Consider the following 25897-nt stretch of genomic DNA (forward strand, 5'->3'; position numbering starts at 1 on the left):
TGTCGCGGTGCCGGCCTGTCAACGCCCCGAGATGCCACCATCAGCGATCCCCCACTCCCAACCCGAGCTAATCCCCCGATCACACATTCACTATCGAGGAACGGGGCTGTGCGTCGCATGAGCACTGAGAGCGATCTTCGGTCTGAATCGAGATCTAGATCGCCGAGAGTTCGCCCGTGGCAATCATCTTCCGGGCGAGCGCAGCAGCCTGCTCGCGACTGCTGACGCCGAGCTTGGTCAAGACGCTGTGCACGTGGTTCTTCACCGTGTGGACGGCGATGCAGAGCCGGTCGGCGATATCACGATTCGCCAGACCAGATTCCAGCATGTGAAGGATCTGCATCTCCCGAGCGGTCAGCACCGAACCCTTCGGCGCGGGCCTTCGCCGCTGTGCGGCCGCCTCAGACATGTGCCGCAGCAGGATGCCCGATATCGTCGGCGAACAGTACTGACGGCCGTCAGCAACGGCGTGTATCAAAGCAAGCAGATCGGTCAGTGATTCGCTGCGCAAGTGGAAGCCGGCTGCGCCGGCTTGCGCACAGGCGACGATGTTGCTCTCGTCCTCTTCGGGAAGCCCCGTGACGATCACGCGCACCGCCGGGTTGATCTGTCTGATCTGCTTGATCAGCACGGCACTGTGACAGATGGATCCGCCGAGGAGGATGACATCGGGACGCGTGGTCTGCATTGCGGCGATCAGTGACGTCGGATCCCAGGTCATACCGTGCGCTGAAAAAGACTGCCGCGCAGTCAAGACACCCAACAGGCACTCGCGGTACAGAGCGCTGTCATCGATGACCAGCAGACGTGAATGTGGGACATGGTGGCTCATCGATCCCGTCACGGCGCGGTCTTCGACACCGTGCGTCGCAGGATGTCGCGTGGTGACGATCGAATGCCGAACGATCTGCTGCGTGGTCAACAGTTCCTCCCCCGAGAAACACACATCGACTCGATGTGATAGCCAGTTCGTCTGTGGTTCCGGCGGTTCGCTTCGCCCTGTCGCCGGTGACTGCTGTGGCCGGCTAGCCGGGCACCCCACAACTATCGGGCTCGTCAATCACGACGTACATGGACCGTCAGGGCCAATTTTTCCTAGACCGCGGACCAGTACCCCGACTGGATCTCCGGTTCGGCCGGATCCTCGGAGACAGGGCGGCGGCCTCGCCGCGGGTACTGACTCCCAGCTTGGTCAGGAGGCTGTGCACGTGGTTTTTCACCGTATGGACCGCAATCGACAATCGCTCGGCGATTTCTTGGTTCGAATGGCCCAGTTCGAGCAGCTTGAGGATCTGGATCTCTCGATCAGTCAGGTCTCGATCCAAAGTTCTCCGACCCCGCCCGGCGACGGCTGTGTCGTGGCCCATCAACGTTGCCGCGATCTGCGGCGGATAGGCGACCTTGCCTTGCGCAACCAGCGTGATCAGCAGGAGAAGATCGGCCAATGACTCAGATCTGGTGTGAAACGCTTTCACGCGTGCCGCTGCGCAGGCGAAGATGGTATCCGAGTCGTCCTCATTGACGCCGACTGCTATGAGCGGGGTTTCCGGACTCAGACTGCACGCAGCTCGCAGTAGAGTGTTCACCCCGACGGTCGCCATGTTCACCAGAATGACCTGCGGTGTCGTCGATTCCAGCGTGCCGATCAGAGACGGCAGATCCCATGCGGTTCGGATGGCGGCGATACCCATCGAGAGAAGCGCCGATGCCAACACCTCACGGTGGAGCGCGCAGTCGTCGACAACGAGAACGGTTCGGCCCGCGGGAGCGCGCCGTTCACCGTTGGTGGCGGCGGCCGTCATCTGCGCCCAGTCCGGACGTGAGCACGTTCTAATCGCCCGTCGTGTCCGACGACGGGGAACTGCCTCCACCGGCAGCCGATGAACCAGACGAATCATGGTCGCCGGTCCCTTCCGAACGGTTCGGCTCTGGACTCGACTCCGATGGTCCGTTCTCGTCGGCGCTGGAGGTCGGGCGCGTGGTGGCGGCATCGCCGGGATCAACCGTGCTGTCGGCGGGATCTTTTCCGGGAGAATCGATCCCAGTGATGTGGTCGTCGGTCTGCGGTTCGGGGGTGGGCACATTCGCCGATGTCGGGGGTGGCACGTCTTCGGTGGAGGGGAGGTCCTGCACCGTCGTCGGCGGTGGAGGTGGGTAAGAGGCTGGCGGTATCGCGGTCTCGGCGATGATCGGCGCCGGCGACGGCGGAGCCGGCGGTGCGGACATCACCGGCGAGGGTGCCGGCCCCGGCACATCGACAGGTAGGGAGACAGCCGATGGGGCGGGCGCCGGGGCCGGCACGGATGTGGGCAGCGTCAGGGATTCAGGCACCGCGGTCGTTGCGGTCAGCGCGGTCATCAACGTCTGCGCGCTCACCGGGTCCAGCGCAGACAGCACGCTGCTGAGCATCGCCGGCACACTCGTCGCGATGTGGGCGGGCAACCGGCTCAGCAGAAGCTGCCACAGCCAGGCCCAGTCCGTTCGCGGGTCGATCCCCGACGGGGGGACTCCACCCCCGCTTCCTCCGATGGCACCGCCGAAGATGTCTGCAGGAGAACGCACGACTACACCGCCTCCCCCGACGACCGTCACCAGATGGATGACATTTCCGAGGCCGTAGGTGTCGGTGAGCGCCAGGACTGTCTGCGGCGGAAGCGCAGCGGGATTCCTTTCGATGAACTCGACCACATGGAGCACTTCTCGAAGGTCGAGTTTCTCGAAGGCAGCGGTCACATTCGTCGCGATGGTGGCGATCCGCCCGGAGAGCCCCCGCACGAAATCTGCCCCTTGCGACGGCGCCTGACCGAGACCGGTCACGGGCACCTCGGCGGCACCCGGGTACAAGAGTGCGCTCACCGCCAGCCCGCCGGCGACGAACGCGGCCACAAGTGCACGCCCTGAGCGTCGCTGATCTTCTGTCAGCCGTGGCCGCCCCATTGTGACTACGGCGCAGGATGACGCATATCGTCGCCCCACCATGTGATCCCCCTCATCGGCCGAGCGGGCACTCCAGTATTCAGAGGTCCCGCTCACCAACTATCGACCGAGTGGAGGCTCACGTACATGGACCGATAGAGCCATCTTTGCTCTCTGGTTCGACCTAGACCCTCGCCTGGAGGAAGCGTTCAACGCAGCGACCGGGACAACGCAGCGGCTTCCGCGCGAGTGCGTACCCCGAGCTTGCTCAAGATGCCGTGGACGTGATTCTTGACAGTGTGGAGAGTGATGCAAAGCCGTTCGGCGATATCCCGATTCGACAGACCGTCTTCCAGCATGCGGAGAATCTGCATTTCGCGAGCGGTGAGGTCAGGTTCTGATGGGCCGTGTCGCCGCTGCCCCGCCATGGCCGACAAATGCTTGAGCAAGATCGTCGATACCACTGTTGGACAACGGGATTCACCGTTTGCCACCCGCGCGATGAGCGTACGGAGTTCGCCGAGCGACTCTGATCGGAGGTGGTAGCCGGCGACACCGGCTTCCGCGCACGCGATGACGTCGGCCTCGTCGCTCTCCGTGACGCCGATGACGATCACCCTGGCCGCTGGACGCAATTCCCGCACGAGATGAAGCAATGTGATGCTCCCGTGCGTCATCAGATTCAGCAGAACGATGCACGGCGACCCGGGATCAGCCATGTCCAGCGCCGCGCTCAGCGAGTCGACGTTCCACGCCGCGATCGGCCTCGACGCCGCGCCACCCGCGAGGATGATCGAGAGATTGTCGCGCTGGAGCCGAGAGTCATCGATGATCAGGATTTCGCCGACCGGCAACTCCAGATCCGCCCCGTCGGCGGTGCAGGGTCCGACGAGGCGGGTTCGGCGCCGGTGCGGCGCGACGATGGGCAGGCCGCCCGAAAGGATCGGGGCACCCACCGGAAGCTCTCCAGGTTTTTCCCCATCGTTGTCCAGAAGCGTCCAGATGTCGCCGGGCAACTGCGCCCTGCCGAGCGTGCCCCACATCTGAGTCATCACCGGGCCCGGCGTTTTCGTACCGAGGCGGTCACCGCCGGTCCCAGCCGAGTCGGCACCAGTTTGCCGAAATCCACCGCCGACCCCATACCTGCCCCCATTTCCACGTGCCGACGGCCCATGCGATCCCCGATGCTGACACGAATGCGCATGGCACGCACTGACACCACTTATTATGTGAGTTTGCTAAATTTGCCGTCAAGCGCGAATTTCCGAGTGTACACCGGTATTTGCATGAGAAAACACCGGTTGGATTGGCTACAGAGCAAACGATCTCTATTTTGCCTGTTGACGGGCTCGCCCGTCGGTACGACTGCTGAGGCTACGCCATGCCGGCTTTCGGAAAATTCCTGTCGAAGATGCCGCAACTACCAGTCGTAGCAGGCACACGGGAGCCCTGCTCGTTACACCCATTGATGGCGTCAGAATTTGCTGCGCTCGTGCGTCAGCCGAGGATCAGTCCCGAGGTCGGCACGCCGGTGCCCGCTGTCACGAGCACGTGTTCGACGTCGGGAACCTGGTTGACCGAGGTCCCGCGGAGCTGGCGTACACCCTCGGCAATGCCGTTCATGCCGTGGATGTAGGCCTCTCCCAGCTGCCCGCCGTGGGTGTTGATCGGCAACCTGCCGCCGAGCTCGATGGCGCCATCCGCGATGAAGTCCTTGGCCTCACCCTTGCCGCAGAAGCCGAGCTCCTCCAGCTGGATCAGTGTGTACGGGGTGAAGTGGTCGTAGAGGATCGCCGTCTGGATGTCGTGTGGGGTCAGCCCGCTCTGTGCCCACAGTTGCTCACCCACCAGCCCCATCTCGGGCAGGCCGAGTTCGTCGCGGTAGTAGGAGTACATCGTGAACTGATCGGCGCCCGCGCCCTGGGCCGCGGCCTCGATGACGGCGGGCCGGTGCTTGAGATCCTTCGCCCGTTCCGGCGTGGTCACCACGATCGCGACACCGCCGTCGGTCTCCTGGCAGCAGTCCAGCAGGCGCAACGGCTCGGCGATCCACCGGGAGTTCTGGTGATCCTCGATCGTGATCGGCTTAGCGTAGAAGTGCGCTTTGGGATTGTTCGCGGCGTGCTTACGGTCGGCCACCGAGATCACACCGAAATCCCGGCTCGTGGCGCCGTATTCGTGCATGTAGCGCTGCGCGATCATGGCGACTGACGCGGCCGGCGTACTCAGCCCGTGCGGGTAGGACCAGCTGTACTCCACGCCTCGGGAATCGGCGTTGGCCGTCAGGCCCGTCGACACCTGGCCGAAGCGGAACTCCGAGCGCTCGTTGAACGCGCGATAGGCGACGACGACCTCGGCCACGCCGGTGGCCACGGCGAGCGCGGCCTGCTGCACCGTCGCTGCCGCCGCCCCACCCCCGTAACCGATCTGGCTGAAGAAACTCAGGTCTCCGATGCCGGTGGCCCGCGCCACGGCGGTTTCGAGATTGGAGTCCATCGTGAACGTCACGAGGCCGTCGACGTCCGACGGTGCGAGCCCCGCGTCATCGAGGGCGTCGAGCACAGCTTCGGCCGCCAGACGCAGTTCACTGCGTCCGGAATTCTTGGAGAAGTCGGTGGCGCCGATCCCGGCGATAGCAGCCCGGCCCGACAGCCCGCCCGTCACTGGGCACCGCCCAATGTCAGTGTGGCCGTGGCGATCACATGATCGCCGAGGCTGTTGCTGCCCGTCACCTTGACCGTGACGCGGTCACCGTCGACGGCGGTCACCTCACCGCGGAACGTGACCGTGTCGTAGGCGTACCACGGCACTCCGAGACGCAGCGAGATCGACCGGATCATCGCCGTGGGGCCGGCCCAGTCGGTGAGGTAGCGCTGCACCAGACCGGTGTCGGTGAGAATGTTGACGAAGATGTCCTTCGATCCCTTGGCCTGGGCCTTGTCCCGGTCATGGTGGACGTCCTGGTAGTCGCGCGTGGCGATGGCGGTGGACACGATGAAGGTCGGGTCGGCGTAGAGGGCCAGCTCCGGCAAGGCGGTACCCACCTCGACGGACGGTACGGTCGGTGCGCTCATGATCGGGGCTCCCATGCGTACAGGGTCCAGGCCGGGCTGATGTCACTGTCCGGGAAGTCGAGATATGTTGCGCTGACGGGCATCCCGATCTTCACGTCGACGGGATCGACGCCCCGGAGTTCGCCGAGCATGCGGACGCCCTCCTCCAGTTCGACGAGTGCGATCACGAACGGCAGCGTCCGCCCGGGCACTTTCGGCGCGTGGTGGACGACGTAGCTGTACACCGTGCCGTTGCCGCTGGCGACGACGTAGTCGACCGGGTCGTCCTTATCGGCCCACACCGCGGGTACCGGCGGATGCTGCAGGCTGCCGTCGGGGCGGCGTTGGATGCGCAACTCGTGCGCAGCGACCCCGTCCCAGAAGAACTTGGTGTCCCGGGACGACGCCGGGCGCATCAGTTTGTCGGGGTCGAGATCGTCGGGAACAGCCGGTGCGTCCTTGACGCGAGGCGCGAATTTCATGATGCGCCACTTCATCTCCGCGACCTTCTCACCGTCACCGGTGACCCAGGTGATCAGCTGGTTGATGAAGTAACCCTCGCCCAGCGCGGTCTGTTTCGGTCCGACCACGTCGGTGATCTCGGCGTGGATCTCGACCTCTTCGCCGGGACGTAGATACCGGTGATAGGTCTGTTCGCAGTTGGTGGCGACCACGCCGACGAAGCCGGCATCGTCGAAGAGCGCCATCATCTTCGACAGCGGATCGTCGTCGGAGCGGCCCTCGCCGAGCCCGCCCATCGTCCAGACCTGGATCATCGCCGGCGGGGCGACGATGCCGGGATGGCCGGCCGCCCTGGCCGCCTCCTCGTCGACGTAAATCGGATTCTTGTCGCCGATCGCGTCCACCCAGTGGTGGATCATCGGGAGGTTCACCGGATCCGGGCCGCGGCGCGGCTCACTCCGGCCCGCCGCGGTGACCTCGTCGATCGCGGCGCGCAGATCACTCACCGCGACCCTCTACTCTTCGCGCAAGCGCTCATCGTGACACCCTCGGCACCTTCAGACCCGACGCCGCGATCTGTTCGCGCATCACCTCGTTGACACCACCACCGAAGGTGATGACCAGGTTGCGCTTGGTCATCTTGTCCAGCCAATCGAGCAGTTCGCCGGTCTCGGGGTCCGCGGGATTGCCGTAGGCGCCGACGATTTCCTCGGCAAGCCGGCCCACATCCTGAACCCGTTCGGTGGAGAACACTTTCGTGGCGGCCGCGTCGGCGACGGCGATGGTCTCACCCGAGGCGGCCACCTGCCAGTTCAACAACTCGTTGACCCGCCAGATCGTCTTGATCTGTGCCAGCAGACGCCGGACATCCGGCTGCTCGACCGGCGTGACGCCATCCGAGCCGGGCTTCGACGCCCACACGTGCACTCTGTCGTAGATGCCGGCGATGCGCCCGGCCGGACCGAGGCCCACCCGCTCGTGGTTGAGCTGGGTGGTGATCAGCTTCCAGCCGCCGTTCTCCTCGCCGACGAGCATGTCGGCCGGCACCCGGACGTCGTTGTAATAGGACGCGTTGGTGTGGTGCGCCCCGTCGGACAGGATGATCGGCGTCCAGGAGAAGCCTGGATCCTTGGTGTCGACGATGAGGATCGAAATGCCCTTGTGCTTGGCCGCTTCCGGATCGGTGCGGCACGCGAGCCAGATGTAGTCGGCGTCGTGTGCGCCGGTGGTCCACATCTTCTGCCCGTTCACGATGTATTCGTCGCCATGCCGGACAGCGGTCGTCCGCAGCGACGCCAAGTCGGTACCGGCATCCGGCTCGGAGTAGCCGATCGCGAAATGGATGTCACCGGAGAGGATTCCGGGCAAGAACTTCTTCTTCTGCTCGTCGGTGCCGTAGACCTGCAGCGTCGGTCCGACGGTCTGCAGCGTCACCAGCGGCAGCGGAACGTCGGCGCGGTTGGCCTCGTTGACGAAGATCTGCTGCTCGATGGGGCCGAAACCCAGACCGCCGTACTCCTTGGGCCATCCCATGCCGAGCTTGCCATCAGTTCCCATGCGCTTGATGACCGCGCGGTAGGCCTCGTTGTGCCGATTCGACTCCATGGCCTCGGCCTCGTCGGGCGTGATCAACGTCGAGAAGTACTGGCGCAGTTCGGCTTGCAGTGCGCGCTGCTCGGGGGTCAGTTCGATGTACATTTACGCTCCCACCAGATCGAGACGGTGCGTCGGACCACCCAGCGCGCGGGTCAGGTCTTTGATCGACGAGAAATAGCGGTCCATCGGATAGGTGATGTCCATACCCATTCCGCCGTGCAGGTGATGGCACAGCCGCATGGCCGGCGGAGCCTGCGAGGTGAGCCAGTAGCCGAGGATCGCCAGATCGTCATCGGCGTCGAGCCCCTGGGCCAGCAGCCACGCCGCCGAGGTCGACACCAGCGAGATCGTCCGGGACGCGATGTACACCTCGGACAGCTGAGCCGCCACGGTCTGGAAAGTCGACAGCGGGCGGCCGAACTGCTCGCGGGTGGCGACGTAGTCCGCGGTCAACCGCAGCGCGCCGGCCACCAGTCCCGCCGCGAACGCGCCGAAAGCGGCCAGCACCACTTGGTTCACCCGGTGCGCGTCGACGCCGGCCAGCACGTCGACGTCGGCGACCGCCACGGCGCGGAACGTCACCACGAACTCGTCGGCGCCGCTGGCCGACGGTGTCTTCGTCGTCGAGACACCCTCGGCATCACCGCGCACCACCACGACGCCCGAATCTGTGGTGACGACCATCCATTCGGCATCGGCAGCGAATCCGACCGCGAGCTTGGTGCCGTTGAGGACTCCCCCGGCCAACGTGGTGGCGGGCCGGTCGGGCTGGGACGCGCCGGGCTCGTTCAGAGCGACCGTGAGGACTGACCCTTTGGCCAACCCGGAGAGAAAACGGTCCTGTTGCTCAGCAGACGCCGAACTGAGAAGCACGGCCGCCGCGGCGAGCGTCACCGGCGCTGGGCTGACGGTGCCGTGCCTGCCGATCTCGGTCAACGCGGTCGCGATCTCGGCGAGTCCGAGACCGTCACCGCCCAGGCGCTCGGGAGCCGCCAGCGCCAGCACGCCGCCGGAAACCAGGGCGTCCCAGGTGTTGTCGCGGTCCAGCACGGACGTGACCACGTCGGCAACAGCCTGCTGGCCCTCGTCTGGAGTGAAATCCACCCGACTCCTCCTCGAGTCTTCTTCTGCGTCAGTGCTTGACCGGACAGCCCTGCCCGGTGTAGTCCACCTGCCAGTGCTTGATGCCGTTGAGCCAGCCCGACTTTAACCGTTCGGGTTCGCCGATCGGTTGGAGATCCGGCATGTGGTCGGCGACGGCGTTGAAGATCAGGTTGATCGTCATCTTCGCCAGGTTCGCGCCGATGCAGTAGTGGGCGCCCGTACCACCGAATCCGACGTGCGGGTTGGGGTTGCGCATGACGTCGAACTTGTCCGGGTCGGTGAAGACGTCCTCGTCGAAGTTGGCCGAACGGTAGGACATCACCACCCGCTCACCCTTCTTGATGCTCACTCCGCCCAGCTCGGTGTCCTCCAGCGCGGTGCGTTGGAACGCCGACACCGGCGTGGCCCAGCGCACGATCTCGTCGGCCGCGCTCTCCGGACGTTCCTTCTTGTAGAGCTCCCACTGATCGGGATTCTGCGAGAACGCGATCATGCCGTGGGTGATCGAATTGCGGGTGGTCTCGTTGCCGGCCACCGCCAGCATCACCACGAAGAAGCCGAACTCGTCGTCGGAGAGCTTCTCCCCGTCGAAGTCGGCTTGGATCAGCTTGGTCACGATGTCCTCGGTCGGGTTCTTGGCCCGCTCCTCGGCCATCTTCATCGCATAGGTGATCAGCTCGAACGACGACATCGCGGGATCGACGTCCGCATACTCGGGATCCTCGCCTGCGGTCATCTCGTTGGACCAGCGGAAGATCTTGTCGCGGTCATCCTGCGGCACGCCGAGCAGTTCGGCGATCGCCTGCAGCGGCAGTTCGCAGGACACCTGTTCGACGAAGTCACCAGCGCCCTCCGCGCGGGCGCTCTCGGCGATCTTCTGTGCGCGGGCGCGTAGTTCGTCCTCGAGGCGCCCGATCGCCCGCGGCGTGAATCCCCGGGAGATGATCTTGCGCAACCGGGTGTGCTGCGGCGCGTCCATGTTGAGCAGAACGGCCTTCTGCAGGTCGATCGCATCGCGGGTCATGTCCGCCGGCCAGGTGGGGATCGCGCCGTCGGGCGAGCTGCCGAAGATGTCGTTGCGCTTGGACACCTCTTTGACGTCGGCGTGCTTGGTGACGAGCCAATAGCCTTTGTCTCCGAAGCCGCCGGTGCCGCCGGGGATGTCGACCCAGTGGACGGGCTCGGACTTGCGCAGCTCCGCCAACTCCTCCACCGGTAGACGCTCGAGATTCAGGCTCGCGTCGAGGAAGTCGAAGTGGGGGCTGATCGGGCAGGTGTTCGGGCCTGGCATAGGGAAGCGCTCCTCAATTGCAACGTGTTCTAGTGCCAGTAAAACATGCCTCTACCGCAGATAAAAGGCACAGCGGCATCGCCGCTTGTCAGAGTAATGAAACGTGTTCTAGCCTGACGCCATGGGTAACCCTGTCATCGTCGAAGCCACCCGTAGCCCCATCGGCAAGCGCAATGGATGGCTCTCCGGACTGCATGCCACCGAGCTGCTGGGGGCGGTACAGAAGGCGCTGGTCGACAAGGCGGGCGTCGACGCGGCGGGCATCGAACAGGTGATCGGCGGCTGCGTCACCCAGTACGGCGAGCAGTCCAACAACATCACCCGGGTGGCGTGGTTGACGGCCGGGCTTCCCGAACACGTCGGGGCCACCACGGTGGACTGCCAGTGTGGCAGCGGCCAGCAGGCCAACCATCTGATCGCCGGGCTGATCGCCGCCGGGGCGATCGACATGGGCATCGCGTGCGGCGTCGAGGCGATGAGCCGGGTCGGTCTGGGCGCCAACGCCGGCCCCGACCGGTCGAAGATCCGCGCGGAATCCTGGGACATCGACATGCCCAACCAATTCGAAGCGGCCGAGCGGATCGCCAAGCGCCGCGGCATCACCCGTGAGGACATCGACCGCTTCGGGTTCGAGTCGCAGCGCAAGGCCAAGCAGGCGTGGGCTGAAGGTCGTTTCGACCGCGAGATCAGCCCCATCGAGGCGCCTGTGCTCGACGAGAACAAGCAGCCCACCTCCGAGAGGGCGCCGGTCACCCGCGACCAGGGTCTGCGGGACACCACGCTGGAAGCCCTGGCGTCGCTGAACCCGGTGATGGAGGGCGGTATTCACACCGCGGGCACCTCGTCGCAGATCTCCGACGGGGCCGCGGCGGTGCTCTGGATGGACGAAGACGTCGCCAAGGCGCACGGGCTGCGGCCCCGGGCGCGCATCGTCAGCCAGGCCTTGGTGGGAGCCGAGCCGTACTACCACCTCGACGGACCGGTGCAGTCGACCGCGAAGGTGCTCGAGAAGGCCGGCATGAAGATGGGCGACATCGACATCACGGAGATCAACGAGGCGTTCGCGTCCGTCGTGCTGTCCTGGGCCCGGGTGCACGAGCCCGACATGGACACGGTCAACGTCAGCGGTGGGGCGATCGCGTTGGGCCACCCGGTGGGGAGCACTGGTAGCCGCCTCATCACCACCGCGCTGCACGAGTTGGAGCGCACCGACAAGACGACGGCGCTGATCACCATGTGCGCCGGCGGTGCACTGTCGACCGGGACCATCATCGAGCGCATCTGATGGCCGTCCCGGACGCCGAGCGGATCGCCGCGGCGCAGGCGTACATCAGTGCATTGGCCAGCCACCGGGCCGACGACGTGCCGTTCGCGCCCGGGTGCACCCGGGTCGAGGTCGGGCTCAAGACCGGGTTCTCGGGAGATCATCTGCGGCGCAGCCTCAATCGTGGGCTGCAGTACCGCGTCATCGAGAAGGTCTCCACCCCGGAGTTCACGATCGACGGGGACACGGTGCGCGCGCGGTTCGAACTCTCCACCAAACCGAAGCTGGGCGGGCGCAGTGTCGGGGCCCGCATCGACGAGACGTTCCTGATACCGGCTTCCGACGGGTTGATCCACCACATCAACGCCTCGATCCGGCCCTTCCTGACGAGATAGGGTGCATCCATGGCCAATCCGCCTCGCCCGCTGAGCCCCAGACAAATCGAAGGCCTCAATTCGGCCAAGGTCGGCACCGCGATCAAATGGATGTCGAAGGCCAACACGTGGCTGTTCAAGAAGTCGGGCGGCAGGCTCGGCAACAAGTTCCTGCGCGGCGCCGAAGTCGGCATCCTGACCACGATCGGCCGCAAATCCGGCGAGGCTCGGGACAGTCCGCTGCTGTTTCTCCAAGAGGGCCGTCGCATCGTGCTCGTCGCCTCACAGGGCGGCCGAGCCACCAACCCGATGTGGTACCTCAATCTCCGAGCCAATCCCGAGGTCACCTTCCAGACCAAGAAGGAAACCCTCACATTGGTCGCCCGCGATGCCACCGACGCTGAACGCGACGAATACTGGCCCAAGCTCGACGCCATGTATCCCGACTTCGCCAACTACCGGTCCTACACCGACCGCAAGATCCCGATCGTCATCTGCGACCCGGCTTGAGTCAGGCCCCGTAGACCGGTACCGCCGGACGGGCTTTGCCGAGCAGGTCGGCGACCACGGGACCCAGCTCGGCCGGGTCCCACTTCGCCCCCTTGTCGATCTCCGGCCCGTGCGCCCACCCCTCGGCGACGCGAATCTTTCCGCCTTCCACTTCGAACATCTTCCCAGTGACGTCGCGAGATTCCACACTGCCCAACCACACCACCAGAGGCGAGATGTTCTCCGGAGCCATCGCGTCGAAATCCTGCCCCTGCGTGGACATCATGTCTGCGAACACCGTCTCCGTCATCCGGGTGCGTGCCGACGGCGCGATCGCATTGACCGAGACGCCGTAGCGCCCCATCTCGGCTGCCGCGACGAGCGTGAGTGCCGCGATCCCGGCTTTGGCCGCGCTGTAATTCGCCTGTCCGACGCTGCCCTGCAGACCCGCCCCCGAGCTCGTGTTGATGATGCGGGCGTCGACGGATTCGCCCGCCTTGGACTTGGCGCGCCAGTACGCGGCCGCATGCTTCATCGTGGCGAAGTGGCCTTTCAGATGCACCGCGGTGACGGCGTCGAACTCTTCTTCGCTGGTGTTGGCGAACATGCGGTCGCGCACGATTCCGGCGTTGTTCACCACCACGTCGAGTCCGCCGAAGGCATCGACGGCGGTCTGGATCAGCCCCTCGGCCTGAGCCCAGTCGGCGACGTTGGCGCCGCTGGTGACGGCTTCGCCTCCCGCAGCGGTGATTTCATCGACGACGGACTGAGCGGCACTGCCACCCCCGGCCGGCGACCCGTCGAGGCCGACACCGATGTCGTTGACGACGACGCGCGCCCCCTCGGCGGCGAAGGCGAGAGCATGCGCGCGGCCGATGCCGCCACCCGCGCCCGTCACGATGACCACGCGGCCGTCGAGCAATCCCATTCCCGTTGTCTCCTCTACTTCTTGATGTCGGCGGTGGTGGTGGACAAGTAGTGCGGCGGCTCCCCGCCACCGTGCACTTCCAGCGATGCCCCGCTGATGTACGAGGCCGCCGGTGAGGCGAGGAATGCCGCGGCCCAGCCCACGTCGCTGGGTCGGGCGAGTCTGCCCAGAGGCACATTGCGGGAGATCGCGGCGATCGAATCGGCGTCACCGTAGAAGAGGTCGGCCTGCTCGGTCTCCACCATGCCGACCACCACCGAGTTCACCCGGACCTTCGGGGCCCACTCGACCGCGAGTGTGCTGGTGATGCTCTCGATGCCGGCTTTTGCGGCACCGTAGGCCGCGGTTCCAGGTGTGGGCCGCCGGCCGCTGACGCTGGAGATGTTGATGATCGATCCGCCCGAATCCTGCTGTTGCATAACGGTGTTCGCATGGTTGGCCACCGACAGAGCGCCGAGCAGGTTCAGCTCCACGATCTTGCGACTGAAGTTCGCCGAGGCTTCGGCGGCGGGCACATACGGCGATCCGCCGGCGTTGTTGACCACGACATCGAGCCGTCCGTGATCGGCGGCGATTCCCGCGATCAACCCTGCCACCGCATCGTCGTCGCGGATGTCGCAGGCGCGGAACTCGAACGGTGACCCGTCGACGGCGCGGCGGGCGCAGGTGACGACGACGGCACCCTGCTCGGCGAACACCGTGCTGATGCCCGCCCCGACGCCGCGGACACCGCCGGTCACCAACACGACGCGGCCACTGAGGGCGAGGCTGATGGCGCTGTCGAGGGCGTCGGTCACTGTGCTAGCGTACCAAGCAAGTGCTTGCTTAGGTAGCCACCCAGGAGTTGCGCATGCCGATCACCACCGCGACGGTGGAACCGGGAATCGTCTCGGTGACCGTCGACTACCCACCCGTCAACGCGATTCCGTCGAGGGGCTGGTTCGAACTCGCCGACGCGATCACCGCCGCCGGGCGTGAGCAGAGCACGCATGTGGTGATCCTGCGGGCCGAGGGTCGCGGCTTCAACGCCGGTGTCGACATCAAGGAGATGCAGAACACCGAGGGCTTCACCGCATTGATCGACGCCAACCGCGGGTGCTACGAGGCGTTTCGGGCCGTGTACGAGTGCGCGGTACCGGTGATCGCCGCGGTCAACGGCTTCTGTGTCGGCGGGGGCATCGGGCTCGTCGGCAACGCCGACGTCATCGTCGCCTCCGACGACGCGAAGTTCGGGCTGCCCGAGGTCGAACGTGGCGCTCTCGGCGCTGCGACGCATCTGTCCCGTCTCGTGCCCCAGCACATGATGCGTCGACTGTTCTTCACCGCCGCCACCGTCGACGCGAACACGTTGCACCACTTCGGTTCTGTGCACGAGGTCGTCCCGCGCGCCGATCTCGACGAGGCCGCCCTGCGGGTGGCCCGCGACATCGCGGCCAAGGACACCCGGGTGATCCGTGCGGCCAAGGAAGCGCTGAACTTCATCGACGTGCAGCCGGTCACCGCGCGCTACCGGATGGAGCAGGGCTTCACCTTCGAGCTCAACCTGGCCGGCGTGTCCGACGAACATCGGGATGCGTTCGCGGGCACGGACAAGGGGTCAAAATAGTGTCAGATAAAAGAACCACTCTCGACGAGGCCGTGGCCGGCGTCGAAAGTGGCATGACGATCGGCATCGGCGGCTGGGGATCACGGCGCAAGCCGATGGCGTTCGTACGGGCGCTGCTGCGCACCGACGTCACCGATCTCACCGTGGTCACCTACGGCGGACCGGATCTCGGCCTGCTGTGTTCTGCAGGCAAGGTCAAACGGGCCTACTACGGCTTCGTCTCGCTGGACTCCCCGCCGTTCTACGATCCGTGGTTCGCCAAGGCGCGCACCAGCGGTGCCATCGAGGCGCGCGAGATGGACGAGGGCATGCTCCGCTGCGGTCTACAGGCCGCCGCACAGCGCCTGCCGTTCCTGCCGATCCGCGCCGGCCTCGGCAGCGATGTGCGTGCGTTCTGGGGCGACGAACTCAAGACCGTACGGTCGCCGTATCTGACAGGCGAGGGCTACGAGGAGCTCATCGCGATGCCCGCCCTGAATCTCGACGCAGCGTTCGTGCACATGAATCTCGGTGACGCGCAAGGCAATGCGGCCTACACCGGCATCGATCCGTACTTCGACGATCTGTTCCTGATGTCGGCGCAGCGCCGGTTCCTGTCGGTCGAGAAGGTGGTCTCGACGGAGGAACTCGTCAAGTCCGTTCCGCCGCAGGCCCTGCTGATCAACCGGATGATGGTCGACACGGTGGTCGAGGCGCCCAACGGGGCGCACTTCACCACCGCCGAGCCCGATTACCGCCGCGATGAGAAGTTCCAGCGGCACTACGCCGAGGCGGCCGGCTCCGACGAGACGTGGACGACGTTCGTCGAGACCTATTTGTCCGGCAGCGAATCCGACTATCAGGCAGCAGTGCGCACATTCCAGGAGGCGGCCCAGTGATCTCGGCAACCCGTGCAGAGGTGTGCGCCGTCGCCTGCGCCGAATTGTTCCGCGACGCAGGCGAGATCATGGTCAGCCCGATGACGACGATCGTCTCGGTCGGGGCGCGGCTGGCCCGGCTGACGTTCTCGCCCGACATCGTGCTCACCGACGGTGAGGCCCGGCTGATCGCCGACACCCCCGCCATCGGAGCGGCCGCCGCCATCGAGGGGTGGATGCCGTTTGGCCGTGTGTTCGAGACGCTGGCCTGGGGCCGTCGCCATGTGGTGATGGGCGCCAACCAGATCGACCGCTACGGCAACCAGAACCTCTCGGCGTTCGGCCCGATGCAACACCCGAAACGGCAGATGTTCGGGGTGCGGGGCGCGCCGGGAAACACCATCAACCATGCGACCAGCTACTGGGTGGGCAACCACTCGACGCGGGTGTTCGGTGAGTCCGTCGACATCGTCTCTGGAATCGGCTGGGACAAGATCGATTCCGACAATCCCGCCTACCGATTCGTCAACGTCTTCCGGGTCGTGACCAATCTGGGCGTCTTCGACTTCAACGGTCCCGACCATCAGATGCGCGCGCTGTCGCTGCACCCCGGCATCGAGGCCGAGCAGGTCGCCGAGAACACCTCGTTCGAGGTACACGGGCTCGGTGACGCGGACACCACGCGGCTGCCCACCGAGGAGGAACTTCGCCTTCTTCGTGAGGTCATCGATCCGAAGTCGCTGCGGGACAAGGAAGTGAAGTGAGCAGTCTGCGCACCCCGCTCACGGAGCTGGTGGGCATCGAGCATCCGGTCGTGCAGACCGGCATGGGCTGGGTCGCCGGAGCACGGCTGGTGTCGGCGACGTCGAATGCCGGCGGCCTCGGCATTCTCGCGTCGGCGACGATGACTCTCGACGAGCTCACGACCGCGGTCGCCAAGGTCAAAGCCGCCACCGACAAGCCCTTCGGCATCAACATCCGTGCCGACGCCGGCGACGCGAACGACCGCGTCGACCTCCTGATCCGCGAGGGAGTCAAAGTCGCCTCCTTCGCCCTGGCTCCCAAGCCCGACCTGATCGCCAAGCTGAAAGACGCCGGCGTAGTGGTGATTCCCTCGGTGGGCTTGGCCAAGCACGCCAAGAAGGTGGCCGGTTGGGGTGCCGATGCGGTGATCGTGCAGGGCGGCGAAGGCGGCGGCCACACCGGTCCGATCGCCACGACGCTGCTGCTGCCCTCGGTGCTCGACGCCGTCGCCGATACCGGGATGCCGGTGATCGCGGCGGGCGGCTTCTTCGACGGCCGGGGCCTCGCCGCCGCGCTGTCCTACGGTGCCGCGGGCGTCGCGATGGGTACCCGCTTCCTGCTCACCTCCGACTCCACCGTGCCCGACGCCGTCAAACAGCGCTATCTGCAGACAGCCCTGGACGGAACGGTCGTCTCCACGCGTGTCGACGGCATGCCGCACCGGGTACTGCGCACCGGCCTGGTCGAGAAGCTGGAGGGCGGATCGCCGGTGCGCGGGCTCGCCGCCGCGGTCGGCAATGCGCAGAAGTTCAAGAAGATGAGCGGGATGACGTGGCGGTCGATGCTGCGCGACGGCATGGCAATGCGGCACGGCAAAGATCTGACCTGGGCTCAGGTGGTGATGGCCGCCAACACGCCGATGCTGCTGAAAGCCGGCCTGGTCGAGGGTAATACGGACGCCGGCGTGCTGGCCTCCGGGCAGGTCACCGGGATCATCGACGACCTGCCGTCGTGTGCCGACCTGGTTCCGGCGATCGTGGCCGAGGCCATCGAGCACCTGCAGTCGGCCACCGCTCACATCACGCCGTGAGCGGCACCACCGCAGAGGACAGACTCCCTCGGCCCATACAGAAGTGAAGTGTCCGGCTTCATCTTCTCAATATGAAGTTATCATCTTCATATGGCACGAATGAAGTCGGCGTCTTCAGCGCCACGCGCGACGCTCATCGGTGACGTCGTCGGCTCCCGCACGTTCCCCGATCGACGCGCCCTGCACCGCCGTGTCACCACCGCGTTGGCCGCCGTGGCCGAGGGTGCCCTCGACCCGCCGTCGCTCACGGTTGGCGACGAGTTCCAGGGCGCGTACCCGACGGTCGGGCTCGCGATCGACGCCGCACTCACGCTGCGCCTGACGCTGGCGCCCGATGTCGACATCCGCTTCGGACTCGGTTGGGGCGCTGTGACCGCGCTCGACGAGGCGTCCGGGATCCAGGACGGGCCGGGCTGGTGGGCGGCGCGCGCGGCCATCGAGTGGACCGCCACCAGTCAGCAGCAACCGGGGATGACACACGTGCGCACCGCGTTCCGCAACGAGACGGGCGGAGGAGCCGACCCCCACGCCATCAATGCCGCCCTGATGTGTCGGGACCATCTGCTTGGCTCACTCGACGATCGCTCCCTGCGGATACTCGCCGGGATGCGCGCGGGACGCACCAAGAAGGAGTTGGCGATGGCGGAAGGCATCAGCGCATCGGCGGTATCCCAGCGCGCCGGCAGGGACGGGCTCGATCTGCTCCTCGCAGCCGCCGCCGAACTGCGGGAGCTGTGATGGGTGTCCTGGCGGTGTTCCTCATCGCCGTCGGTGTCGCCGACATCGTCCGCAAGCTCAGCGGCCGCCGATGGCCTGCACTGGTCGCCGGACCGCTCATGGTGATCGTCGGCGCTACCGCGGCGGGGCTCTGGCACCTCGGCGACATCGCCCTGCTCGCCGTCGCCGCCGCGGTCTCGGTCGTCTGGGTGGTCCTCGGCGACGCCGCGGAGCGCACCGGGACGCGGCAGGGTCGTGCACTCGCGGTGTTCGGCGCGGGCGCCGCACTGATCGTCGCGTTCGGCGGCTCGGCCTCGCCGGCGGCGGGCCCGCTCGGGTGGTGGCTGCCGTGGATCGGTTTCGCCGAGGTCGAGCCGGACCGGGCTCTGATGATCGCCGGCGTGGTTCTGCTGCAGCTGGTCACCGCGAATCAGCTGGTGCGGCTGATCCTCGGCGCGGTCGGCGCGGTCCGCCCGGTCGGCATGCCCCAGCCGTCGGACCGCCTCAAGGGTGGCCGGTTGCTCGGCCCGATGGAGCGACTGCTGATCCTCGGGCTGGCGCTCGGCGGCGAGTTCGGTGCGGCCTCGGCGGTGATCGCAGCCAAGGGCATCATCCGCTTTCCCGAGCTCACCGCGGCCCGTCGAGAGTCCGCGGAGACCACCGATCTGAAGGGCCTCGGCATCGATGAGGTGACCGAGTACTTCTTGGTCGGCAGCTTCGCGAGCTGGTTGATCGCTCTGGCGGGGCTGGCGCTGACCGCGGTCTGACACGTGTCGGGCGAAATCGCCGCGGGCGGGCCGGAGCGCTTCTTAGACTCGGCCGATGAAGACCAACGCCGCGATTCTGTGGGAGTACGGCTCGGACTGGAGCGTCGAGGAGATCGATCTAGATCCGCCCGGTGACGGCGAGGTGCTGGTCTCCTGGGAGGCCACCGGTCTGTGCCACTCCGACGAGCACATCCGCACCGGTGACCTCCCCTTCCCCCTGCCGATGATCGGCGGGCACGAGGGAGCGGGGATCGTCCGCGAAGTCGGTCCGGGCGTGCGCGATCTGGCCCCGGGCGACCATGTGGTGGCGTCGTTCCTCCCGGCATGCGGCCGCTGCCGGTTCTGCTCGACGGGCCACCAGAACCTCTGCGACCTCGGCGCGATCATCATGGCCGGCACCCAGCTGGACGGCACCTACCGGCGACGCGCCCGAGGGCAGGAGATCGGCGTCATGTCGTTGGTGGGCACGTTCTCGCAATACGGCACCGTGCCGGAGGCCTCCATCGTCAAGATCGACGACGACGTACCGCTTTCCCGAGCCTGCCTGCTCGGCTGCGGCGTGACGACCGGGTGGGGATCGGCGGTCAACACCGCCGATGTTCAGCCCGGCGACACGGTCGTGGTGATCGGGTTCGGCGGGATCGGCAGCGGCGCAGTGCAGGGCGCGCGGCTGGCCGGCGCCGAGAAGATCGTCGTGGTCGAGCCGGTCGAGGACAAGCGCGCCAAGGCTTTACAACTCGGTGCCACGCACTTCGTCGCATCACTGCCCGAGGCGACCGCACTCGTCGCGGAGCTGACCCGCGGAGTGATGGCCGACTCCGCGATCCTGACCGTCGGCCTGCTCGAGGGGACGATGATCGACGACGCGGTCAACATCATCCGCAAGGGCGGGGCGGTCGTCGTGACCGCGCTGTCGACGATGGCCGACAATCAAGCCACGTTGTCGATGATGATGTTCACGCTGTTCCAGAAGCGGCTGCTCGGGAGCCTCTACGGTGAGGCCAACCCGCGCGCCGACATCCCGCGCCTGCTCTCGCTCTACCGCGAGGGCAAACTGCTGCTCGACGAGACCGTGACCCACGAGTACAAGCTGGCCGAGGTGAACGAGGGCTACGAGGACATGCGTGCCGGGCGCAACGTCCGCGGCGTGATCCTGCACGACCACTGACGTTCCTTCGGCGAGGGGCCCCCCGTTCCTTCGGCGTGGGGCCCCCACGGAGTAGGGGACAGACGCGAACTCGAGCGGACACGCCGCTGAATCACTCGAGTTCCTGTCTTCTCGCGGGAGAAACGGGAGCTGCAACATCGCGGAAACGTGCGCGTCACGGTAGGTGAGCGCAGCTGTCGGATCCTGAACCGATGTCGACACCGACCGCCCGCGGCACGAGCAAGCGCACCCATCCAGTCGACGAGGTGCTGCCCGTCCCGAAGCTCGCCACCTACGGGTTCCAGCACGTCGTCGCGTTCTACGCGGGCGCCGTCCTCGTGCCGATCATCATCGCCGGCGCGGTCGGACTGTCCCAGCAAGAACTCGTCAAGCTGATCACCGCCGACCTGTTCACCTGTGGCATCGCCTCGATCATTCAGGCCGTCGGCTTCCGCAACATCGGCGTGCGCCTGCCGCTGCTGCAGGGCGTCACGTTCGCGGGGGTGTCACCGATCATCGCGATCGGCCTCGCCCACGGCGGGGGCGCGGCGAGCATGCTCTACGTGTACGGGGCGGTGATCGTCGCCGGTGTGTTCACCTTCCTGATCGCGCCGGTGTTCATCAAACTGCTGAAGTTCTTCCCGCCCGTCGTCACCGGCACCCTGATCACGATCATCGGCCTGTGCCTGGTACCCGTCGGCGCCATGGACGCCGTCACCAACCCGCGCACGCACGAGCCCGACCCGACCAACATCCGATGGTTCCTCTACGCCGTCGGCACCATCGCGGTCATCGTCGCGATCCAGCGCATCTTCCGCGGCTTCCTGGCGACCATCGCTGTGCTGCTCGGCCTGGTGATCGGGTGCGCTGTCGCATTCGTGTTGGGCGACATGGACTTCGCGCGAGTAGGCGAGGCGTCCGCGATCGGCTTCACGCCGCCGTTCCTGTTCGGGTTGCCCAAATTCGACTTCGTGGCCTGTTTGACGATGATCATCGTGCTGATGATCACCGCCGTCGAATCGACGGGGTCGACCATCGCCACCGGCGAGATCGTCGGCAGGCGGGTCAAGGCCTCCGACATCGGCAACGTGCTCCGCGCCGACGGGCTGGCCACCACGATCGGCGGCGTCTTCAACTCCTTCCCCTACACCGCGTTCTCCGAGAACGTCGGCCTGGTGCGACTCACCGGGGTCAAGAGCCGCTGGGTGGTCGCCGCGGCCGGGGTGTTCATGATCCTTCTCGGCTTCCTGCCCAAGGTCGCGGCTGTCGTTGCCTCCATCCCCAATCCCGTGCTGGGCGGCGCCGCACTGACGTTGTTCGCCACCGTCGCCGTCGTCGGCATCCAGACACTGGGCAAGGTCGACTTCACCGACCACCGCAACCTCATCATCGTCACCACGAGCCTCGCACTGGCGCTGTGGGTCACGGCCTACCCGGACATCGCCAAGGCCATGCCCACCGGCCTCGACCTGATCTTCGGCAGCGGCATCAGCATCGGCGCGGTCAGCGCGATCCTGCTCAACATCGTGTTCTTCCACACCGGTTCGGCCGGTCCGCGGGTCGCCGGCGGCGGCTCGATCACGCTCGGCGAGGTCAACGCGATGACCAAGGAGCGCTTCACCGAGGTGTTCGGCCACGTGCTACAGGACGTGCCGTGGGCCGTCGAACGCGCGTACGAGCAGCGGCCGTTCGCCGACACCGCCGCACTGCGCGAGGCGTTCCAGGACGCGGTGCTCACCGGCACGTCCGACCAGCAGGCCGAACTGCTCGACGCGTTCCCCGATCTGGGCGCCGAGGACGAGACGGGCCAGGTGCTCGCCGTGGACCACGTGGCCCTGTCCAATCTCGACGACGACGACCACAATGACGTCGTGGAGCTCGCCACCGCGTACCGAAGCCATTTCGGCTTTCCGTTGATCATCTGCGCCAAGGAAACCGAGCGCTTCGACCGGGTGCTGCGTAACGGGTGGTCCCGCATGGACAACTCGCCGGCGGCGGAGAAGGCGTTCGCCCTGATCGAGGTCGCCAAGATCGTCAACCATCGGTTCACCGATCTGGTCGCCGACGCCAATCCCGTTGCGGCTGACCGTTTCAGCAGGCTCAACGAACTCTCGTGAGAGCGGTCGGGCTGACAGGCTTCAACGCCGCCTCCGAGCGCCGGCAGATGCATCTGCTGTTCGAGGTGTGCTCGTCGCCGATCTGGGCGCGACGGGTGTTGGCCGCCGCGCCGTTCCGCGACGCCGACGCGCTCTACGACCGCGCCGATCGGGTGCTGGCCGAGCTGCCCGACGCCGAGCTCGACGCCGCCCTCGACGGGCATCCCCGGATCGGCGCCGCCCCCGACAATCCGTCGTCGGCACGCGAGCAGGCCCGCGTCGCAGGTGCCGACGACGAGGTCAAGGCGGCGCTCGCGGCCAAGAACCGCGAGTACGAAGACCGCTTCGGTTACGTGTATCTGGTGTGCGCCAGCGGTCGCTCGGCCGAGGAGTTGCTGACGATCCTGACCGAACGGCTGAACAATGACCCGGACACCGAGCGTCGGGTGATGCGCAGCGAACTGGCGAAGATCAACCGGCTGCGGCTGGAGCGTCTGCTCAGCGAGCCGCACACATGAGCCCGGATCGGGGATGCTGATCCCATGAGCCTGTCCACCCATGTTCTCGACGCCACCACGGGCCGCCCCGCCGCCGGCGTCGCGGTCACCCTCACCCGATCCGGCAGCGAGGTGTCGGCCGGTGTGACCGACGACGACGGCCGCATCGGGGTGCTGGCCGCCGACCTCGAAACCGGCACGTATCGGTTGCGCTTCGACACCGCAGGCTATTTCGCGGCCCAGGGCGTCACCGGGTTCTACCCCGAGGTCGTGATCGCCTTCGAGGTCACCGATCCCGCGGCACACCACCACGTTCCGCTGCTGCTCTCGCCCTACGCCTACTCCACCTACCGAGGGAGCTGACCGTCGTGAAAGCCGTGATCATCGGTGCCGGCATGGGAGGTATGAGCGCGGCGATCGCGTTGAGGCAGATCGGCGTCGACACCCACGTCTACGAACGCGTCACCGAGAACAAGCCCGTCGGCGCGGCGATCTCGGTGTGGTCCAACGGTGTCAAATGCCTGAACTACCTCGGCCTCGCCGAGGAGACGGCCGCCCTGGGCGGCCGCGTCGAGACGATGAGCTACGTCGACGGGCACACCGGGGCGACGATGTGCCGGTTCTCGATGCAGCCGCTGATCGACCAGGTGGGCCAACGCCCCTACCCGATCGCGCGTGCCGAACTGCAGTCGATGCTGATGAACCACTACGGCATGGACGAGATCCACTTCGGCAGGAAGATGGTGGCGGTCGAGGACGGGCCCGACGCCGCGGTGGCGACGTTCGCCGACGGGACCACCGTGTCCGCGGATCTGATCATCGGCGCCGACGGGGCGAACTCGATCACGCGCGAGTACGTCCTGGGAGGTCCGGTCACGCGTCGGTATGCGGGGTACGTGAACGTCAACGGGCTCGTACCGGTCGACGAGGCGATCGGGCCCGCCACGGAGTGGACGACCTATGTCGCTGAGGGGCAACGAGTTTCGGTGATGCCGGTCGCCCGCGGCAGGTTCTACTTCTTCTTCGACATCGTCGGGGATCCGGCCGGGGTCGTCGGCGGCGATGTCAAGGAGACGCTGCGCCGCCACTTCGCCGGGTGGGCGCCCGGGGTGCACCGGCTCATCGAGATCCTCGATCCCGCCACCACCAATCGCGTGGAGATCCTCGACCTGGACCCGTTCGACACGTGGGTGAAGGGGCGCGTCGCGGTGCTGGGGGATGCCGCCCACAACACCACGCCCGACATCGGGCAGGGTGGCTGTTCGGCGATGGAGGACGCGGTGGCGTTGCAGTGGGCGCTACGCGACCACCCTGGCGACGTGCACGCCGCGCTGCTGGCCTACCAGAGCGCACGCGCCGAGCGGGCCGGAGATCTGGTGCTGCGGGCCCGCCGTCGCTGCGACGTGACGCACGCCAAAGATCCCGATGTCACCGCCTCCTGGTACGACGAGCTCCGAAAAGAGGACGGCAGCACCATCATTCGCGGAATCGTCGGCAACATCATGGGCGGGCCCCTCACGCCCCCGTGAGCTTGCGGCCCTGCACGTAGACCTGCGCGATCGCAGCCTCGCGCAGGCCCAGCAGCAGCGTGAACAGCAGCCGGTCTGCGTTCTCGGGGTCCTCGGGCACCACCCGCTCGAGCAGCTCGGGCAGCAACGGCTGGCGCTGCGGGTCGATGACCAGGAAGTCGGCCTGCTTGCCTGCGTCCAGATTGCCCACCCGGTCCTCGATGTCCAGCGCCCTGGCGCCCGCCAGGGTGGCGGTGAACAGCAGCTGGGCCGGTGGGATCGAGAGCCCCGCGCCACCTGGCTCGCTGATGTGCACCTTGAAGCAGTCGTTGGCCACGCGCGCCATCAGCCATTCGTCACCCGCGCCCACATCGCTGCCGAGCGCCACCGTCACGCCGCCGGCTGTCGTGCGCAGCCACGGCATCGTGCCCGACCCGAGGAACTGCTGCGAGGTCGGACAGTGCGCTATCGAGCTGCCCGTCTCGGCGAGGCGAGCCAGCTCGTGGTCGGTGCAGTGCACGGCGTGCGCGAGCACGCTGCGCGGGCCGAGAAGCGTGGGCGATCCCGTCGGGCCGATGCGCCCGTCATACGCGTCGAGGTAGCAGGAGACGTCCAACGCGCTTCGGACGGCGTCGATCTCGCGCAGATTCTCGGAGAGATGACTGTGGAAGTACACCCCCGCGGCACGCACCGAGTCGTAGAGCTCCCCCAGCGCGGCCAGCGTCCGTGCGGTCACCGACAGTGCGAAGCGGGGCACCAGGGCCACCTGCAGCAGCGGGTCGACCGCATGCCACCGGTCGATCTCCTCGACCGACAGCTCGATCGCGGTCGCCTCGTCGGTGAGCAGCGGCTGCGCCGCCTCCGGGCCCACCGTCTGGATGCCGCGACCGGAGATGGTGCGGAGGCCGATGCGCAGCGATTCGGTGAACAACGCGTCCTGCGCGTCGGGAAAGGCGGACCCGAACACGAGCGCGGTGGTGGTGCCGACCTCGATCCTGCGGCGGCAGAAGTCCCGCGCCGTGCGCTGGGCCAGCTCCGCGTCCGCGAGCATCGCCTCGGCGGGAAAGATGCACCGCTGCAACCAGTCCAGCAGCTGTCCGCCGCCGTAGGTGTCGGTGCAGTAGGTCTGCGGGAAGTGGATGTGGGTGTCGATGAACCCCGGCAGCAGGAACCCCGGCCGGCAGTCGATCAGCTCGGCGTGGGCCAACTCTGTTGGGAGCCGCGAGTGGGCACCGCTGAACGCGATCACACCGTCGTCGTCGACGACCAGCACTCCGTCGGGCTCCGACACGAGATGCTCGCTCGCCTGCTGGAGCCGGGGCGCGCCACCGATGTGCAGCAGATGACCGCGGTAGGCACGCACCGGCCGATTGTCCCAGCGTCGCGGCCAA

At 66.7% G+C, this 25897-nt stretch carries 27 protein-coding genes; 14 read left to right on the top strand and 13 right to left on the bottom strand.

Going from position 1 to position 25897, the window contains the following annotated elements:
- Nucleotides 1-154: 154 nt before the first annotated feature.
- The 10 genes from ACXYX3_RS22850 to ACXYX3_RS22895 all read right to left on the bottom strand — a co-directional run bounded on the left by ACXYX3_RS22850 (nt 155) and on the right by ACXYX3_RS22895 (nt 10422).
- Nucleotides 155-922 carry a LuxR C-terminal-related transcriptional regulator gene (locus tag ACXYX3_RS22850; RefSeq protein ID WP_458609118.1) on the bottom strand — a complete coding sequence of 256 codons (768 nt, stop codon included), beginning with the start codon at nt 920-922 and terminating at the stop codon, nt 155-157.
- Between the two features lie 157 nt (nt 923-1079).
- Complete coding sequence (locus ACXYX3_RS22855; RefSeq protein WP_241205437.1) at nt 1080-1802, bottom strand: response regulator transcription factor; 723 nt, start codon at nt 1800-1802, stop codon at nt 1080-1082.
- Between the two features lie 28 nt (nt 1803-1830).
- Nucleotides 1831-2886 carry a hypothetical protein gene (locus ACXYX3_RS22860; RefSeq protein ID WP_458609119.1) on the bottom strand — a complete coding sequence of 352 codons (1056 nt, stop codon included), beginning with the start codon at nt 2884-2886 and terminating at the stop codon, nt 1831-1833.
- 239 nt (nt 2887-3125) lie between these two features.
- Entirely contained in the window at nt 3126-3959 is an 834-nt protein-coding gene (locus ACXYX3_RS22865; RefSeq protein WP_241205435.1) for a LuxR C-terminal-related transcriptional regulator, read from the bottom strand.
- Nucleotides 3960-4413: 454 nt separating this feature from the next.
- Entirely contained in the window at nt 4414-5568 is a 1155-nt protein-coding gene (locus ACXYX3_RS22870; protein ID WP_458612192.1) for a lipid-transfer protein, read from the bottom strand.
- A gap of 8 nt (nt 5569-5576) precedes the next feature.
- The gene (locus ACXYX3_RS22875; RefSeq protein ID WP_458609120.1) at nt 5577-5990 is read right to left on the bottom strand and encodes a MaoC family dehydratase; all 414 of its coding nucleotides are present in this window, start codon (nt 5988-5990) and stop codon (nt 5577-5579) included.
- A complete protein-coding gene (locus ACXYX3_RS22880; RefSeq protein ID WP_458609121.1) occupies nt 5987-6937 on the bottom strand; it encodes a bifunctional MaoC family dehydratase N-terminal/OB-fold nucleic acid binding domain-containing protein in 951 nt (316 codons plus the stop codon). Before ACXYX3_RS22880 ends, ACXYX3_RS22875 begins: the two co-directional genes overlap by 4 nt.
- A gap of 28 nt (nt 6938-6965) precedes the next feature.
- Complete coding sequence (gene fadE29, locus ACXYX3_RS22885) at nt 6966-8129, bottom strand: acyl-CoA dehydrogenase FadE29 (RefSeq protein ID WP_458609122.1); 1164 nt, start codon at nt 8127-8129, stop codon at nt 6966-6968.
- The gene (locus ACXYX3_RS22890; RefSeq protein WP_458609123.1) at nt 8130-9131 is read right to left on the bottom strand and encodes an acyl-CoA dehydrogenase family protein; all 1002 of its coding nucleotides are present in this window, start codon (nt 9129-9131) and stop codon (nt 8130-8132) included. It lies immediately after the preceding gene.
- Nucleotides 9132-9159: 28 nt separating this feature from the next.
- Nucleotides 9160-10422, bottom strand: a complete 1263-nt coding sequence (locus ACXYX3_RS22895; protein WP_458609124.1) for a cytochrome P450 — start codon at nt 10420-10422, stop codon at nt 9160-9162.
- 121 nt (nt 10423-10543) lie between these two features.
- Between ACXYX3_RS22895 and ACXYX3_RS22900 the strand changes: the two genes are divergently transcribed.
- Genes ACXYX3_RS22900 through ACXYX3_RS22910 form a run of 3 tightly spaced genes read left to right on the top strand, consistent with a single transcriptional unit; the run spans nt 10544 to nt 12570 of the window.
- On the top strand, nt 10544-11707 hold the full coding sequence (locus tag ACXYX3_RS22900; RefSeq protein WP_241205429.1) for a steroid 3-ketoacyl-CoA thiolase: 1164 nt from the start codon (nt 10544-10546) through the stop codon (nt 11705-11707).
- Nucleotides 11707-12081 carry a DUF8021 domain-containing protein gene (locus ACXYX3_RS22905; protein ID WP_458609125.1) on the top strand — a complete coding sequence of 125 codons (375 nt, stop codon included), beginning with the start codon at nt 11707-11709 and terminating at the stop codon, nt 12079-12081. Before ACXYX3_RS22900 ends, ACXYX3_RS22905 begins: the two co-directional genes overlap by 1 nt.
- A 9-nt stretch (nt 12082-12090) precedes the next feature.
- Nucleotides 12091-12570: a nitroreductase family deazaflavin-dependent oxidoreductase gene (locus ACXYX3_RS22910; protein ID WP_458609127.1), complete on the top strand. Its 480-nt coding sequence runs from the start codon at nt 12091-12093 to the stop codon at nt 12568-12570.
- 1 nt (nt 12571) lies between these two features.
- Here the strand turns inward: ACXYX3_RS22910 and ACXYX3_RS22915 are convergent, their stop codons facing one another.
- The gene (locus ACXYX3_RS22915; protein ID WP_458609128.1) at nt 12572-13477 is read right to left on the bottom strand and encodes an SDR family oxidoreductase; all 906 of its coding nucleotides are present in this window, start codon (nt 13475-13477) and stop codon (nt 12572-12574) included.
- A 14-nt stretch (nt 13478-13491) separates the two neighbouring features.
- Nucleotides 13492-14274, bottom strand: a complete 783-nt coding sequence (locus ACXYX3_RS22920) for an SDR family oxidoreductase (RefSeq protein ID WP_241205425.1) — start codon at nt 14272-14274, stop codon at nt 13492-13494.
- A gap of 53 nt (nt 14275-14327) precedes the next feature.
- Here ACXYX3_RS22920 and echA20 point away from each other — a divergent pair, with 53 nt between their 5' ends.
- From echA20 to hpxO, 11 genes are all read left to right on the top strand, one after another.
- Nucleotides 14328-15083 (top strand): (7aS)-7a-methyl-1,5-dioxo-2,3,5,6,7,7a-hexahydro-1H-indene-carboxyl-CoA hydrolase, encoded by a 756-nt coding sequence (echA20, locus tag ACXYX3_RS22925; RefSeq protein ID WP_241205424.1) that lies wholly within the window; start codon nt 14328-14330, stop codon nt 15081-15083.
- Nucleotides 15083-15961 carry a cholesterol ring-cleaving hydrolase subunit IpdA gene (gene ipdA / locus ACXYX3_RS22930; RefSeq protein WP_458609129.1) on the top strand — a complete coding sequence of 293 codons (879 nt, stop codon included), beginning with the start codon at nt 15083-15085 and terminating at the stop codon, nt 15959-15961. The genes echA20 and ipdA overlap by 1 nt, the downstream gene beginning before the upstream one ends.
- Entirely contained in the window at nt 15958-16704 is a 747-nt protein-coding gene (gene ipdB / locus ACXYX3_RS22935; RefSeq protein ID WP_458609130.1) for a cholesterol ring-cleaving hydrolase subunit IpdB, read from the top strand. The genes ipdA and ipdB overlap by 4 nt, the downstream gene beginning before the upstream one ends.
- On the top strand, nt 16701-17774 hold the full coding sequence (gene ipdC / locus ACXYX3_RS22940; RefSeq protein WP_458609131.1) for a (3aS,4S,5R,7aS)-5-hydroxy-7a-methyl-1-oxo-octahydro-1H-indene-4-carboxyl-CoA dehydrogenase: 1074 nt from the start codon (nt 16701-16703) through the stop codon (nt 17772-17774). Before ipdB ends, ipdC begins: the two co-directional genes overlap by 4 nt.
- A gap of 90 nt (nt 17775-17864) precedes the next feature.
- A complete protein-coding gene (locus ACXYX3_RS22945; protein ID WP_458609132.1) occupies nt 17865-18512 on the top strand; it encodes a SatD family protein in 648 nt (215 codons plus the stop codon).
- Nucleotides 18512-19258, top strand: a complete 747-nt coding sequence (locus ACXYX3_RS22950) for a hypothetical protein (RefSeq protein ID WP_458609133.1) — start codon at nt 18512-18514, stop codon at nt 19256-19258. The genes ACXYX3_RS22945 and ACXYX3_RS22950 overlap by 1 nt, the downstream gene beginning before the upstream one ends.
- Nucleotides 19259-19313: 55 nt before the next feature.
- A complete protein-coding gene (locus ACXYX3_RS22955; protein ID WP_221351599.1) occupies nt 19314-20426 on the top strand; it encodes an NDMA-dependent alcohol dehydrogenase in 1113 nt (370 codons plus the stop codon).
- 191 nt (nt 20427-20617) lie between these two features.
- Nucleotides 20618-22522: a solute carrier family 23 protein gene (locus tag ACXYX3_RS22960; protein ID WP_458609134.1), complete on the top strand. Its 1905-nt coding sequence runs from the start codon at nt 20618-20620 to the stop codon at nt 22520-22522.
- A 47-nt stretch (nt 22523-22569) separates the two neighbouring features.
- Complete coding sequence (gene uraD / locus ACXYX3_RS22965; RefSeq protein WP_241205496.1) at nt 22570-23019, top strand: 2-oxo-4-hydroxy-4-carboxy-5-ureidoimidazoline decarboxylase; 450 nt, start codon at nt 22570-22572, stop codon at nt 23017-23019.
- A 24-nt stretch (nt 23020-23043) separates the two neighbouring features.
- Nucleotides 23044-23361, top strand: coding sequence for a hydroxyisourate hydrolase (gene uraH, locus ACXYX3_RS22970; RefSeq protein WP_458609135.1), 318 nt, complete (start codon nt 23044-23046; stop codon nt 23359-23361).
- 5 nt (nt 23362-23366) lie between these two features.
- Nucleotides 23367-24527 carry an FAD-dependent urate hydroxylase HpxO gene (hpxO, locus tag ACXYX3_RS22975; RefSeq protein ID WP_458609136.1) on the top strand — a complete coding sequence of 387 codons (1161 nt, stop codon included), beginning with the start codon at nt 23367-23369 and terminating at the stop codon, nt 24525-24527.
- On the opposite strand, the gene ACXYX3_RS22980 is transcribed toward hpxO, so the two are convergent.
- The gene (locus ACXYX3_RS22980) at nt 24514-25869 is read right to left on the bottom strand and encodes a guanine deaminase (RefSeq protein WP_458609137.1); all 1356 of its coding nucleotides are present in this window, start codon (nt 25867-25869) and stop codon (nt 24514-24516) included. The two genes, hpxO and ACXYX3_RS22980, sit on opposite strands and share 14 nt — an antisense overlap.
- Between the last annotated feature and the right edge of the window lie 28 nt (nt 25870-25897).

This window comes from Mycobacterium sp. Panama NTM2 (assembly GCF_054355555.1).

Bases quoted from the DNA above. Each gene is read 5' to 3' on its own strand.
- ACXYX3_RS22855 (WP_241205437.1), bottom strand. From the start codon at position 1,802: ATGACGGCCGCCGCCACCAACGGTGAACGGCGCGCTCCCGCGGGCCGA.
- ACXYX3_RS22865 (WP_241205435.1), bottom strand. From the start codon at position 3,959: ATGTGGGGCACGCTCGGCAGGGCGCAGTTGCCCGGCGACATCTGGACG.
- ACXYX3_RS22875 (WP_458609120.1), bottom strand. From the start codon at position 5,990: ATGAGCGCACCGACCGTACCGTCCGTCGAGGTGGGTACCGCCTTGCCG.
- fadE29 (WP_458609122.1), bottom strand. From the start codon at position 8,129: ATGTACATCGAACTGACCCCCGAGCAGCGCGCACTGCAAGCCGAACTG.
- ACXYX3_RS22895 (WP_458609124.1), bottom strand. From the start codon at position 10,422: ATGCCAGGCCCGAACACCTGCCCGATCAGCCCCCACTTCGACTTCCTC.
- ACXYX3_RS22900 (WP_241205429.1), top strand. From the start codon at position 10,544: ATGGGTAACCCTGTCATCGTCGAAGCCACCCGTAGCCCCATCGGCAAG.
- ACXYX3_RS22905 (WP_458609125.1), top strand. From the start codon at position 11,707: ATGGCCGTCCCGGACGCCGAGCGGATCGCCGCGGCGCAGGCGTACATC.
- ACXYX3_RS22910 (WP_458609127.1), top strand. From the start codon at position 12,091: ATGGCCAATCCGCCTCGCCCGCTGAGCCCCAGACAAATCGAAGGCCTC.
- ACXYX3_RS22915 (WP_458609128.1), bottom strand. From the start codon at position 13,477: ATGGGATTGCTCGACGGCCGCGTGGTCATCGTGACGGGCGCGGGTGGC.
- echA20 (WP_241205424.1), top strand. From the start codon at position 14,328: ATGCCGATCACCACCGCGACGGTGGAACCGGGAATCGTCTCGGTGACC.
- ACXYX3_RS22945 (WP_458609132.1), top strand. From the start codon at position 17,865: ATGGCACGAATGAAGTCGGCGTCTTCAGCGCCACGCGCGACGCTCATC.
- ACXYX3_RS22950 (WP_458609133.1), top strand. From the start codon at position 18,512: ATGGGTGTCCTGGCGGTGTTCCTCATCGCCGTCGGTGTCGCCGACATC.
- ACXYX3_RS22955 (WP_221351599.1), top strand. From the start codon at position 19,314: ATGAAGACCAACGCCGCGATTCTGTGGGAGTACGGCTCGGACTGGAGC.
- ACXYX3_RS22960 (WP_458609134.1), top strand. From the start codon at position 20,618: ATGTCGACACCGACCGCCCGCGGCACGAGCAAGCGCACCCATCCAGTC.
- uraD (WP_241205496.1), top strand. From the start codon at position 22,570: ATGCATCTGCTGTTCGAGGTGTGCTCGTCGCCGATCTGGGCGCGACGG.
- uraH (WP_458609135.1), top strand. From the start codon at position 23,044: ATGAGCCTGTCCACCCATGTTCTCGACGCCACCACGGGCCGCCCCGCC.